This is a genomic window from Haloimpatiens lingqiaonensis, assembly GCF_901447495.1.
Classification (GTDB): domain Bacteria; phylum Bacillota; class Clostridia; order Clostridiales; family Clostridiaceae; genus Haloimpatiens; species Haloimpatiens lingqiaonensis.
The window spans coordinates 1-12,706 of the sequence record NZ_CABDWS010000080.1 but is presented as its reverse complement, the minus strand read 5'-3'; the positions used below and the strand labels follow the sequence as shown (position 1 = coordinate 12,706).

13 protein-coding genes and 1 riboswitch are annotated in these 12,706 nt (G+C 30.0%); of the genes, 11 read left to right on the top strand and 2 right to left on the bottom strand.

Going from position 1 to position 12,706, the window contains the following annotated elements; all coding sequences use genetic code 11:
- The first annotated feature begins 133 nt into the window (after positions 1-133).
- From FGK85_RS12835 to scpB, 5 genes are all read left to right on the top strand, one after another.
- Positions 134-949 carry a purine-nucleoside phosphorylase gene (locus FGK85_RS12835; protein WP_138207240.1) on the top strand — a complete coding sequence of 272 codons (816 nt, stop codon included), beginning with the start codon at positions 134-136 and terminating at the stop codon, positions 947-949.
- Between the two features lie 266 nt (positions 950-1,215).
- On the top strand, positions 1,216-2,415 hold the full coding sequence (locus FGK85_RS12830; RefSeq protein WP_138207246.1) for a D-alanyl-D-alanine carboxypeptidase family protein: 1,200 nt from the start codon (positions 1,216-1,218) through the stop codon (positions 2,413-2,415).
- A gap of 86 nt (positions 2,416-2,501) precedes the next feature.
- On the top strand, positions 2,502-3,740 hold the full coding sequence (locus FGK85_RS12825) for a tRNA nucleotidyltransferase/poly(A) polymerase family protein (RefSeq protein WP_138207239.1): 1,239 nt from the start codon (positions 2,502-2,504) through the stop codon (positions 3,738-3,740).
- On the top strand, positions 3,709-4,500 hold the full coding sequence (locus tag FGK85_RS12820) for a segregation/condensation protein A (RefSeq protein WP_138207237.1): 792 nt from the start codon (positions 3,709-3,711) through the stop codon (positions 4,498-4,500). Before FGK85_RS12825 ends, FGK85_RS12820 begins: the two co-directional genes overlap by 32 nt.
- Positions 4,451-5,065 (top strand): SMC-Scp complex subunit ScpB, encoded by a 615-nt coding sequence (gene scpB, locus FGK85_RS12815; protein ID WP_243122882.1) that lies wholly within the window; start codon positions 4,451-4,453, stop codon positions 5,063-5,065. The genes FGK85_RS12820 and scpB overlap by 50 nt, the downstream gene beginning before the upstream one ends.
- A 15-nt stretch (positions 5,066-5,080) precedes the next feature.
- Here scpB and ytfJ read toward each other — a convergent pair whose 3' ends face one another.
- Complete coding sequence (gene ytfJ, locus FGK85_RS12810; protein WP_138207242.1) at positions 5,081-5,527, bottom strand: GerW family sporulation protein; 447 nt, start codon at positions 5,525-5,527, stop codon at positions 5,081-5,083.
- 113 nt (positions 5,528-5,640) lie between these two features.
- A complete protein-coding gene (locus FGK85_RS12805; protein ID WP_138207235.1) occupies positions 5,641-6,237 on the bottom strand; it encodes a DUF2953 domain-containing protein in 597 nt (198 codons plus the stop codon).
- Positions 6,238-6,632: 395 nt separating this feature from the next.
- On the opposite strand from FGK85_RS12805, the gene FGK85_RS12800 reads away from it, so the two are divergent.
- The 6 genes from FGK85_RS12800 to FGK85_RS12775 form a co-directional block, all read left to right on the top strand.
- On the top strand, positions 6,633-7,724 hold the full coding sequence (locus FGK85_RS12800) for a D-alanyl-D-alanine carboxypeptidase family protein (RefSeq protein ID WP_243122883.1): 1,092 nt from the start codon (positions 6,633-6,635) through the stop codon (positions 7,722-7,724).
- Between the two features lie 212 nt (positions 7,725-7,936).
- Positions 7,937-8,923 (top strand): sulfide/dihydroorotate dehydrogenase-like FAD/NAD-binding protein, encoded by a 987-nt coding sequence (locus FGK85_RS12795; RefSeq protein WP_138207231.1) that lies wholly within the window; start codon positions 7,937-7,939, stop codon positions 8,921-8,923.
- Positions 8,920-10,197: an FAD-dependent oxidoreductase gene (locus FGK85_RS12790; RefSeq protein ID WP_138207229.1), complete on the top strand. Its 1,278-nt coding sequence runs from the start codon at positions 8,920-8,922 to the stop codon at positions 10,195-10,197. Before FGK85_RS12795 ends, FGK85_RS12790 begins: the two co-directional genes overlap by 4 nt.
- A gap of 73 nt (positions 10,198-10,270) precedes the next feature.
- A riboswitch (TPP riboswitch) is annotated at positions 10,271-10,375 on the top strand.
- Between the two features lie 309 nt (positions 10,376-10,684).
- The gene (thiW, locus tag FGK85_RS12785) at positions 10,685-11,254 is read left to right on the top strand and encodes an energy coupling factor transporter S component ThiW (protein WP_138207227.1); all 570 of its coding nucleotides are present in this window, start codon (positions 10,685-10,687) and stop codon (positions 11,252-11,254) included.
- Positions 11,232-12,029, top strand: coding sequence for a hydroxyethylthiazole kinase (gene thiM / locus FGK85_RS12780; RefSeq protein WP_171011429.1), 798 nt, complete (start codon positions 11,232-11,234; stop codon positions 12,027-12,029). The genes thiW and thiM overlap by 23 nt, the downstream gene beginning before the upstream one ends.
- Before the next feature lie 157 nt (positions 12,030-12,186).
- Positions 12,187-12,706, top strand: a 520-nt coding sequence (locus FGK85_RS12775) for a transposase (protein WP_138207223.1), incomplete at its 3' end; no start/stop codon positions are given.

Below are 12,706 nucleotides of genomic sequence, written 5' to 3'. Positions count from 1 at the left end.
AGCAACTATGGAATTGGGAGAATCCCCACAGAAAAACATAGATACTTTCTTATCTATACTAAAATATAAAAATAAATAAGTTTATAGTCAGTTAAATGACTGCTATAAACTTATTATACGAGGAGGAGTACATATGGATCTATCAAAATTAATGGAAAGCGTAGAATATGTAAAAAGCAAAATTAATGCTGAACCTGAAATAGGTATTATATTAGGATCAGGATTAGGTGATATAGCAGAAGAAGTAGAAAACAAAATTACAATAAAATACTCAGAAGTTCCAAATATGCCTACATCAACTGTTAAAGGTCATGCAGGACAATTTGTATTTGGAGATCTAAATGGAAAAAAAGTTATAATGATGCAAGGAAGATTTCATTATTATGAAGGAAATCCTATGTGGCTTTTATCATTACCAGTTTATATAATGAAATATTTAGGAGTTAAAAACTTAATAGTTACTAATGCAGCTGGTGGAGTAAATACAAGTTTTGTACCAGGAGATTTAATGATAATAACAGATCATATAAATTTTGCAAGCAACAATCCATTAATAGGTAAAAATGACGATGAAATAGGAGCAAGATTCCCAGACATGTCAGAAGCTTATAATAAGGCATTAAGAAATTTAGCTAAGGAAACAGCAAAGAAATTGAACATAGATGTTAAAGAGGGAGTTTATTTAATGATGACAGGCCCAACTTATGAAACTCCTGCAGAAATAAGAATGGCTAGACTTTTAGGTGGAGATGCAGTAGGTATGTCTACAGTTCCAGAAGTTATAGCAGCAAATCATTGTGGATTAAAAGTATTGGGAATATCTTGTATAACAAATATGGCAGCAGGAATACTAGATCAACCACTAAATCATGCAGAAGTTATAGAAACATCTAATAGAGTAAAAAGCAGCTTTATAAATTTAGTAAAAGAAATAATGAAAAATATGTAGTTCATTTTAAAATACAATAAAATGAATATTTTATTAAAAGCTGTGGAAGCGCTTACTTAACAAGGGTTAAAAAATTAATTACAAAAAGACCTATACATTTGTATAGGTCTTTTTGCAATGTAAAATTTAGAATTTAGAATAAAAATGCTGAAATTCCTTAGGAATTTTAGCATTTATTCTACATTTTAAATTATAAGTATATGACTTTGTTTTTATTTTTGTGATAATATTTTGAACTATTGGTAAAAATAAAAGTAGAAAAATACATGAAAGGAAGGATATATGTGAAGAGGTTTAATAAATTTACTACAAGTTTATTTTTAATTCTATGCTTTTTAGTTCAAAATGCCACAATAACGTTAGCAAAGGAGCCTAGTTCAGATGCGATGAATGTTGAAGCTAAGGCAGCACTGCTTATGGAGCCTACCACAGGAGAAATAATATATGAAAAAAATGCTAGGGAAAAGTTCGCTCCAGCCTCTGTTACTAAAATAATGACTATGCTCATTACTATGGAGGCTATAGACAGTGGAAAAATAAAATTAACTGACAAAGTAACTGTAAGTGAAAATGCTAAAAAAATGGGTCAGGGGGGCAATAGCAGCATGCTTTTAGACACTGGAGAAGTTAGAACAGTGGAGGAGCTTTTAAAAGGTATTGCTATAGCTTCAGGTAATGATGCCTCTGTTGCTATGGCTGAGTACTTGGGTGGAAGTGAAGAAAATTTTGTAAACCTTATGAATAAGAGGGCTAAAGAATTGGGTATGAAAGATACTATCTTTAAAAATTGTCATGGCATATCAGCAGAAGGACATTTAACCACAGCTTATGATATATCCATAATGTCTAGGGAACTTTTAAAACATCCTAAAGTGCTTAAATACACAGGAACTTATATGGAAACTATATCAGAGGGAAGAAAGAGCCCTATAGGACTAGTAAATCATAATAAACTAGTTAGATTTTTTAAAGGCTGCGATGGTTTAAAGACAGGGTACACAAGTGAAGCCAAGTACTGTATATCTGCTACTGCTGTCAGAGATGGTGTTAGAATGCTTGCAGTGGTTGTGGGGTCACCTACGTACAAAATAAGAAATAAAGAAGCTTCTAATCTTATGAATTATGGATTTTCTAAATATGAAGTTAAGAAAATTATCACAAAAGGAAGCCAGTTAGGAAAAATAGATTTAAATAAAAAAGGCGATAGATTTTTTATGGTAAAATCTAATGAAGATTTAAATGTAGTTGTTCCTAAAGGTGAAAATATTAAAATAGATAAAAAGTTTAAAATAGATAAAAATAAAAAAGAATACAAAAAAGGCGAAAAAGTAGGATATTGTGAAGTATACATAGCAGATAAGCTTTATGGTAAGGTACCTATTTATAGTGACAGAGACATAAAGGCTAATACTATACTAGATAATATAAAATATAATATACAAAAAATATTTGATAATGCAGTATAAAGTATTGTATTATTAAGATATAGTCGGCAAGGAAGGTGGCTTCTTTGTCGACTTATTTTAAGCAAATATGAGAGGAACAAAATACTATGTTGAATTTCCATATAGAAGATTTTTTAAATGAAGAAGAAGGTAGTATTTTTAATATGCTAATATCATATTTTAAAGAAAATAATATAAAAGCCTATGTAGTAGGCGGTGCAGTAAGGGATGCCTTATTAAAAATAGCACCTAAGGATATAGATATAGCAGTTGAAGGAGACGTGGAAGCTATTATAAAAAATATTCCTAAGGTAGAGAAAACTGTTTATCATGAACGATTTAAAACTTCTAGTGTATATTTTAAAAATGGAATTCAATTTGACATAATAAGGTGTAGAAAGGAAAGATACGCCCAAAATGGTTCACTGCCTGAAGTTTATCCATCAAATATATATGATGATTTAGATAGAAGAGACTTTACCGTAAATGCAATAGCCTATGATATAATAAATGGTTGTATAATTGACCCTTACCAGGGGGTAGAACATATTAAAAGAAGAATTATAAAAAAAATAAAGTGTAATTCTTATAGGGAGGATCCTACAAGAATATTTAGAGCGATAAGATATTCTGTAAGGTATGGATTTAGTTTAGGTGATGAAGATGAAATATTAAATTGTATACAGGAAAATGTTTTTTCTACCATAAGCTTCCATAGAATAATGAAAGAAATACTACTTATGGCGGGAGAGAATAGATGGCAGGAAAACATAAAAAAGTGTTTTAGTTTGGGAATATTTAAACCATCTAAGGAATTCTATTTTAATAATGATTTAGAATTAGAGAAAAAATGGGCAAGCTTGACATGTGAGGAAGAATTAAAACCTAATGTTAGTTTTAACATTAGGCTCTGCAATATATATTTATGGATGGACGATGCTAATATAAAAAATATATTTAAAAATAATTCAATATTAGAGAAAAGTCTAAAGAAGGCTTTTGAACAATATGAACATATAGAGAAAAAATTAATGGAGAGCAAAGATAATTATGATATATTTAATATACTATATAAATGTAATATATATCATTTAGAGCTTTTAAAATACAATAGAAAACTCCAGTATAAATTATTGAATTATATGAAATTAAAGGACAACTATAAAGATATAAAAACTAAAATTTTATTAGACCTAGGAGTGGAAAAAGGAAGGTTAATTCGTGATATAATAGAAGAGGTAAAGAAGGTAAATTTAAATACCCTTTTAGATATAAAAGAGGATTATCTAAGAAATAATATAGGAGAGATAATAGATGGCATTAAACATAAAAATACACAATTTTGAGGGACCTTTTGACCTTTTATTGCACCTTATTAAAAAAAATCAAATGGATATATACCATATTAGAATTCATGAAATTACAAAGCAATATATGGATTACATAAATACTATGCAGAAAATGGATTTGGAAATCACATCGGAATTTATAGTTATAGCGGCAACTCTTTTAGAAATAAAGTCAAGAATGCTTTTGCCTAAGGTAACCTTGGACAAGGATCAAGAAGAGGAAGAGGCACCAGAGGAGTTATTGCTAAAAAAACTTATAGAATACAATAAATTTAAAAAAGCATCGGAATTTTTTAAGGAAAGAGAAATAATAACAGGGGTAACTTTTAGTAAAAAACCAGAAATTATAGAAGAAAAGAAAAGTAATAATGAAGATGATTTTTTAAAAAATGTAACTATGCTAGAATTGTTTAATATATATAGTGCACTAATGAGCAATTATATTAATAAATTAAATAAAAACAGCGTCATTGAAAAGGAACTTTTAATAGACAATTTCAAGGTAGAAGATAAGATGGCTGTTTTGAAATATAAAATTCAACAAAATGAGAAAATTAAATTTTCTGATGTGATGAAAGAGTGCAGAAAGAAAATGGAGATTATAGTTACATTTTTAGCTCTTTTGGAATTAGTTAGATTGAAGGTTATAAAAGCATATCAACAAGACAACTTTCATGAAATATTTATAGAAAGGATAGAAGATAACCATGGAATTTATGACACAGATGGAGATAGAGACAGTATCTCAGAGGAATAGGATTTTTTCCATAATTGAGTCACTTTTATTTGTAAGTGGTGAGCCAATGAAATCCAAACATTTAGCTTCTATTTTGGAATATTCTAAAGAAGAAATAGAAAATTTAATGGAAGAAATGATGGAGAGTTACAGTGAAAATTCTAGAGGAATAAAAATAATTAAAATAGATGAGTCATACCAAATAGTAACAAAGCAAGAAAACAGCCAATATATACAAAAGTTATTGAATGTTAATGTAAGACAATCCTTATCACAAGCAGCTTTAGAAACCTTAGCTATAATAGCATATAAGCAGCCTATAACTAGGATAGAGGTAGAGGAAATAAGGGGAGTTAAATGTGACAAGGCTGTAGTTAATCTAGTTGAAAAGGGTCTTGTAAAAGAATGTGGAAGAAAAGAAGTACCCGGAAGACCTATTTTATATGCAACTAGTGAAAAATTTTTAAAACATTTTGGCTTGGAAAGCTTAGGAGATATGCCTGATTTAAGCGAGTTTTCAGAAGCAATAGATGATATAAGAAATATAGAAAGTATAGCAGACATAAAAGAAATAGAAGAAGAATAAAAGGACTAAAGCCTTTTATTCTTCTTCTTTACATTGATCATCTTTAGATTGATCTTTTTTATCTTTTTTCTTATTGTTTTTTTTATCTTTAAAAATAGGCATATCCTTTATAGCATCTATGATTTGAGGCATAGAGTCTATTACTTTGTCATAAGAGTTCTTTTGATCTAAAGAGAGAAGTCTTAAAGAATCAGATTTAATTACTAAAAATGCCACAGGTTTTACAGTAACGCCAGCCCCAGAACCGCCTCCAAAGGGAAAATCAGGGTTATCTCCAGAGGCTTTACAATTAGCAAATTCACTTCCACCTGCTACAAAGCCAAAGGATACTTTAGAAATTGGAAGAATCAAAGAGCCATCTTTAGATTCTATAGGTGTACCTACTATGGTATTTACATCTACCATGTCCTTGATATTTTCCATGGTGGTTTTCATAAAGTTTTCTATAGGATTATTTTCCATTTGCATATCAGGTTATGAAAATCGCAATAAAACATAACCATACTCCTTTCTTAAATATATTAAAATTATTACGATTTTTAAATGGATACATTTCATTAAAATTACCATCAATTTTAAAAGCTCAGTTTTTTCTGTTTTGATATTTCTGTTATTTTCTTTTTCATGTTTTTCTTTTCTTTAAAATACAATAGGGCAATTTTTAAAGATATATATATAACTTTAACTAAATTTACAAAAATTATACTACGAATTTCTATAGAAACCATTTCAGTATTAAATATTGGTTGAGTATTAAATTTAAAACTTTTAATTTTAAAAAATTTACATAGGATATTATATATAAATCCAGGAATTGTATTTATAAATCCATAAAATAGTGCAGTTATGGAAGCATCATTAAAGCCAAAATTTATATTAAAATTTATTTTTAGTGTGGGCTTAAAAAGATTGTTTAAACAAATATGAAGAAGTACCTTTGCGGAAACTTTATTTTTTTGTTCCTTGTTTTTAATTTTATTATCATTATTTTCTGTTTCAGCTTCTTTATTTTTTATTTTATCCAGAGTTTCATTTAAATCTATTTTATTAGAGGGCTTTATTTCTTTTTTATAAATGAAAATTTTTAATTCTTTGTTAATAAATACTAATTTAATTTTTAAGGGTATGGGAAATAATAATATTATTAGGGCAATTATAAAAACATATATCATGTAAAATTCCTCCAAGGTATTTAACAATTAATAAGTAATTCAACTTTCGAAGTTATAAAATAAAAATATAAAATTTAAAATGAAGAATAAAACTCTTTGAGGTAAGTAATAGGTAGTAACTAAGAAATAATAACTAAGAAGTAAGAGTTAAGGATAAAACTCAAGGAGTTTTTTATAATTAATTTGTAAGTAATAGGTAATAAATAATAGTTCTATTTAGTAGTTTAACCATAAAATTCAAATATAAACATTATATTAGTTTAAGATTTTATAATAAATAAATTAAATTATTCCTTATGCGATTTAGGAAAGGATGTGGCAAGAAAGTGAATTTTAAAGAAAAACATAAAAATAATTTTAAATATAGAATTATAAGTATTATAACTTTAATTTTTATGCTTTCATGGACAATTCCAGTTAAAGGAGAACCTATAAAAGATAAAAATGGAAAAAGTGTATATATAAATGCTAGATATGCCATTGCAATGGATGCTAAAACTAGAAGGGTTTTATTCCAAAAGAATTCTTATGATTTAGTGCCTATAGCTAGTACTACAAAGATAATGACTTCTTTAGTGGCACTTAATTATGGAAAACTAGAAGAAAAGGTAGTTATATCTAAAAAAGCAGCTACCATTAATGGATCTGAAGTTGGGTATAAGGCGGGTGAAGAAATTTCTATGGAGGAATTATTATATGGCCTTATGTTTAGATCAGGAAATGATGCAGCTATTGCTATAGCAGAAGGCATTGCAGGCTCCGTAGAAAACTTTTGTAAACTCATGAATGAATATGCATATTCCATAGGAGCATTGGATTCACATTTTGAAAGTCCTCATGGATTGGATAGCGAAAGACACTATTCTACTGCATACGATTTAGCACTTATAACGGCTAAAGCCAAGGAGATAGACAAATTTAATGAAATAGTGAAAGATAAAGAAATATCTGCAGAGGAAAAAGGCTTTACCAGAGCATATAATAATATTAACAAGATACTTTGGCAAATACCTGAGGCTAATGGGGTTAAAACAGGATATACAGGAGGGGCAGGAAAGTGTCTTGTAACCTCAGTAAATATAGACGGCAACGATGTAATAATAGTGGTTTTAAATTCTCCAACTAGATGGAATGAAACGAAGAAAATATATAATTACGTAAAAGAAAACTATGAATTTAAAGAAGTGGCAAAAAAAGGTGAAAATATGGCCACTATGAACATAAATAAGAAAAATAAAGTGGATTTACTATGCAGTGAAAACATTACGTTACCTCTTAAAAAAGGTGAGAATTATGTAAAAAATATAGTAGTAAAAGAAGACTTAAATAATTTACAAATTAAAAAAGGTGAAAGCATAGGGAAAATAACCATAGAGGATGAAAAAGGTATTTTAATATATCAAAAACCATTAATATCAAGTAAAAACATAAATTTATCAAATAATAAAAAAGGGATGTTAGAAAAGCTAAAGGAGATTTTTAAATAGTTAAAAAGGTTGTAAGAAGCTACTTTACATAGAATTAGCTTCTTAATTTTTATTTTTTACAGGGGTTGGGATTGCGTAAAATAACAATCTTAAAACATGGAAAATTTACATATTTAAAATTATGTAAAGTAAATAAAAATGTAAACCTAAATGTAACAATTTAATCCATAGTTGGATATTCTATTATTAGAACGTTTTTTGGAGGATAGGCTATGGATTATGAAATAATAGACTGTATAGATGCTGGTAGTGAATTTTGCCCTTGTAAATTAGCCGAGAGCAATGAGTGCATACTCTGCTCCCAAATGAGTGGTAAGAAGTTCTGTGACTGCATAAATTGGAAGGGAGTATGCATATACCAAGAGTATTGTTGGAATGGAAATAAGGCTAAAGAGGAAAGAAAGGAATATATTTGTAAAGTAATCAGTAAAAAAAATTTACAGTCCTGTGTAATAGAATTAGGTATAGTAGTACCTCATAAACTGGCAATAAACTTATGTCATCCAGGTAGCTTTATATTTCTTAAAATACCTAATACAAAAGAATTTTATAATACACCAATATCCATAATGGATGTAGACACCCAGGAAAATTTAATAAAAGTTATGATAGAAATTAAAGGTGTAAAAACTAAAAAGATAGATGAAATTAGTGAGGGAGAAGATATTTCTATTAAAGGACCTTATTGGAATGGAGTTCAAGGTATTAAGAATATTTACTCCAGTAAAGAAAAAACTTCTTTAGTTATATTTAGAGGAATAGGTCAGGCTCCAGCAGTACCAGTTATCAAGAAACTTTATTCAAATGGTAATAATATAATTTGTATTGCAGATAAAGGTGGGTATGAAGACATATATATAAAGGATTACCTTCAAATGTACAACTGCAAAGTTTATTATGCAAATACCCTTAAAAATGGTGAACTTACAGAGGAAGCTAAAGAGTTAATACAGGATACTCTAAGAAATAAGGATGTAAATTTAGTGCATATAGCCGCACAAGATATACTTATATATTTAACAGTAAATTATATAGAGGATGAAAATATAAAGCTTTCCTGTTGTAATAATGCTAAAATGTGTTGTGGAGAAGGAGTGTGCGGTTGCTGCACCGCTAGATATAAAGGTCATAAGATAAAAAGACTTTGCAAAGTTCAAACAGATCCTAGAAATTTATTTGAAGGGAGAAGATTTATATGAAGGTAGTCATTATAGGGGGCGGTTGGTCTGGTTGCGCTGCAGCTATAACTGCTAAAAAAGCTGGTGCAGAGGTTTATTTATATGAAAAAACAGATATGATCTTAGGTCTTGGAAATATAGGTGGCATCATGAGAAATAACGGAAGATTTACAGCGGCTGAGGAAATAATAGCCTTGGGAGCAGGAGATCTTATAGGCTTAACAGATGCCAATTCAACCCACAGAAACATAGAGTTCCCTGGACATAACCATGCCTGGTTATACAATGTTAACAAAATAGAACCAGCTGTAAAAAACCATTTAATAAATATGGGCATCAATTTAAATTTAATAGCTAGAGTCATTGATGTGAAAAAACATAAGGATAAAATTGAAGGTATTTATTTATCTAATGGAGATTATGTAGATGGAGATGTGTTTATAGAAACCACTGGTTCTACAGGACCTATGGGGAACTGTTTAAGATATGGCAATGGTTGTTCCATGTGTGTTTTAAGATGTCCTGCCTTTGGACCTAGAGTAAGTTTAAGTTCAAGAGCTGGGGTTGAGGATTTGCAAGGTGAAAGAGAAGATGATGTTCTAGGAGCTTTTAGTGGTTCCTGTAAGCTTTGTAAGGAAAGCATATCAAAGGAAATACTAGATGAATTAGAGGAAACAGGAGTGGCAGTTTTAAAAGTTCCTAATGAAGATATAAATCTAGATAAATTAAAAATAAAAGTATGTCAGCAGTACGCATTAAAAGAGTTTGCGGAAAATGTAATTTTGCTAGACACAGGACATGTTAAACTAATGACTTCTTATTACCCATTAGAAAAACTAAGAAAAATAAAGGGATTGGAAAATGCTAAATACATCGATCCATATGCTGGAGGCAAAGGTAATTCCATAAGGTATCTTTCCGTGGCACCAAGAACCGATGATATGAAAGTAAAGGGCATAGATAATTTATTCTGTGCTGGTGAGAAATCTGGATTGTTTGTGGGACACACAGAGGCCATTTGCACAGGAAGTTTAGCCGGCCATAATGCCGTAAGATGCGCCCTTGGCATGCCTCTTTTAATTCTTCCAAAGGCTACAGCCATAGGCGACATAATAGCCTATGCTAACTATAAATTGGCCACCAAAGAAGGTCGAAGAAAGAGATACACCTTTGCCGGGGCCGAGTATTTTAATAGAATGAAAGAATTAGGGCTTTATACTATAGATGTAGAGGAAATCAAGAAGAGAATAAGTAAGTTAAATTTAAGTGGCATAATGAGTGAGAAGCTAATTTAATTTATTACTTGTTACAATAATTTGTAAAAGGGATTAATGCTTAGAGTTGCATTTAAAAATTTTATATGATAAAATTGAAAAAAAGGGGAGCTTGGTTGCAGGCTGAGAGGAAGTTTATGCTTCGACCCATAACTTGATTCGGATAATGCCGACGTAAGGAAATATTTAATTTATACTAGTGCTTATATATTTATGAGTATAAATGGGATGCGCCTTATTCGGTGTATCTCATTTTTTTATGCTTCAAGGATAATATCTTTGGTTAGTGGAGGGGGAGCGCCCTGCGCTAATAGGGCAAAATACAACTAAATAGCGAGGGAGCTTGTGTTTCAAGATGAGAGGAAGCTTTTGAGCTTCGACCGACCAGTATGACTTATGTCATATAGGGAATTGCTATTTGGTTGCGCTAAAACTATACCTCTTTAATGGTGTTTATTTCCTGTATGACATTTAGGAAAAATAAATATTACTAAGGAGGGATTTTATTATGCAAAAAAATTCAAAACTATTAAAAAAACTTATGCTTGCAATGTTGGTGGCCATGGGAGTGGTAATTTCACCTATTCTTCGTATTGAAGGCATGTGTCCTATGGCACATTTTATTAACATAGTGTGCTCTGTTATTCTGGGGCCTTGGTATTCACTGCTTTGCGCTACACTTATTGGTGTAATAAGAATGTTTTTCTTAGGGATTCCACCTTTAGCTTTAACAGGAGCAGTTTTTGGTGCCACTCTATCTGGAATTCTATACAGGGTATCTAAGGGGAACTTGATTTGTGCTATTATAGGTGAAATTATAGGAACTGGTATTATAGGAGCTATAGCTTCATATCCTGTTATGACATTTATTTGGGGAAGAACAGGGCTTACATGGATGTTCTATGTGCCTTCATTTATTATGGGCACACTTATTGGTGGAACTGTTGCATTTGTTTTTCTAGCAGCATTAAGTAGAATGGGTATGCTTGCAAAAATTCAGAGAAGTTTGGGGGCAAAGGTTTATGACAAACCAAAAACTTACAATAAACAACCTATTGCAAATAAAACAGAGTGTTAAATTGAATAAACCATTAATTCATTGTATTACAAATCCTATTTCAATAAATGATTGTGCAAATATGGTGTTGGCAGTTGGTGCAAAACCTATTATGGCTGAACACCCTTTGGAAGTGGCCGAAATTACTGCTAAATCTAAAGCTTTAGGAGTTAATCTTGGAAATATAACGGATACAAGAATGGAATCTATGCTGATTTCAGGTAAAACTGCTTTTGAAAATAAAATTCCCCAAGTAATAGATTTGGTAGGTGTAGCATGCAGTAAACTTCGCTTAGAATATGCAAAAAAATTTATTTCACAGTGTCATCCGAATGTTATTAAGGGCAACATGTCTGAGATAAAAGCAATTTGTGGCATAAAAAGCAATTCAAAAGGAATTGATGTGGGAGAATGTGATATTGTAACAGAAAAAAATTACATTGAAAATGTAGAAATTCTAAAGAAGCTCTCTTTAGAAACCGGTGCTGTTATTGCAGCAACAGGAGTTATAGACATAATAGCAAATAATACAGATGCATATTTAATAACAAATGGTTGTGAAATGCTTTCAATGATAACTGGTACAGGTTGTATGCTTAATGCACTTATAGCAAGCTATATTTCTTCTGGCCATATATTAGGTGGTACTGTTCTTGCAATAGCTCTTATGGGTATATGTGGTGAACTTTCCCAGCATGTTAAGGGCAATGGAAGTTTTAGGACTGAGCTTATAGATAATATGTTTAGTATTTCTGATAATGTGATAATAGAAAAAATAAGATATAAATTAAAATAAGTTTACTCAATTTCTGGTGGAATAACATTAAAAAAAATTTAAATAATAAATACGGGTAAAATAATATTCAGGGAACCTTGGCAGGTTGTGCGAAAATCCATAATTTATGGTATAATTTAATATATAAGTATTAAATTTCTATTAAGGGGTTGTTGCAATGAATTATATTTATGGTGATGATAGAAAACAAACAAAAATTGAAATAATGGAAGACTATGTTGATAACGATAGTGAAGTAAGAATTATTGATAAAATAATTGATGTTATGGATATAGAAAGTATGGGTTTCAAAGTTGGAAATAACGATGAAGTGGGACGACCTAAATTCAATCCAAAAGATTTATTGAAATTATACGTTTATGGATATTTTTACGGAATAAGATCATCACGTAAATTAGCAAAGCAATGCCTTATTAATAGGGAAGTTATTTGGTTAATTAAAGGTATTAAACCTAAGTATAGAGTTATTGCAGATTTTAGAAAAGAAAATGTTGAAGCTCTTGAAAATATTTTTAAAAAGTTTTTTAATTACTGTATTGAGCTGGGCTTATATGGTAAAGAACTAATTGTTATAGATGGTACTAAAGTAGAGGCTTCCGCATCTAAGAGAAAAAATTACAGCTTAAATAAGCTATCTAAAATGAAGGAAATAACTCAAAATAAAATTGAAGAATATA

What these genes read in the sequence shown, in the direction of transcription:
- FGK85_RS12835 (WP_138207240.1), top strand. Translation starts at nt 134, where the DNA reads ATGGATCTATCAAAATTAATGGAAAGCGTAGAATATGTAAAAAGCAAA.
- FGK85_RS12830 (WP_138207246.1), top strand. Translation starts at nt 1,216, where the DNA reads ATGAAAGGAAGGATATATGTGAAGAGGTTTAATAAATTTACTACAAGT.
- FGK85_RS12825 (WP_138207239.1), top strand. Translation starts at nt 2,502, where the DNA reads ATGTTGAATTTCCATATAGAAGATTTTTTAAATGAAGAAGAAGGTAGT.
- FGK85_RS12820 (WP_138207237.1), top strand. Translation starts at nt 3,709, where the DNA reads ATGGCATTAAACATAAAAATACACAATTTTGAGGGACCTTTTGACCTT.
- scpB (WP_243122882.1), top strand. Translation starts at nt 4,451, where the DNA reads ATGGAATTTATGACACAGATGGAGATAGAGACAGTATCTCAGAGGAAT.
- ytfJ (WP_138207242.1), bottom strand. Translation starts at nt 5,527, where the DNA reads ATGGAAAATAATCCTATAGAAAACTTTATGAAAACCACCATGGAAAAT.
- FGK85_RS12805 (WP_138207235.1), bottom strand. Translation starts at nt 6,237, where the DNA reads ATGATATATGTTTTTATAATTGCCCTAATAATATTATTATTTCCCATA.
- FGK85_RS12800 (WP_243122883.1), top strand. Translation starts at nt 6,633, where the DNA reads ATGCTTTCATGGACAATTCCAGTTAAAGGAGAACCTATAAAAGATAAA.
- FGK85_RS12795 (WP_138207231.1), top strand. Translation starts at nt 7,937, where the DNA reads ATGGATTATGAAATAATAGACTGTATAGATGCTGGTAGTGAATTTTGC.
- FGK85_RS12790 (WP_138207229.1), top strand. Translation starts at nt 8,920, where the DNA reads ATGAAGGTAGTCATTATAGGGGGCGGTTGGTCTGGTTGCGCTGCAGCT.
- thiW (WP_138207227.1), top strand. Translation starts at nt 10,685, where the DNA reads ATGCAAAAAAATTCAAAACTATTAAAAAAACTTATGCTTGCAATGTTG.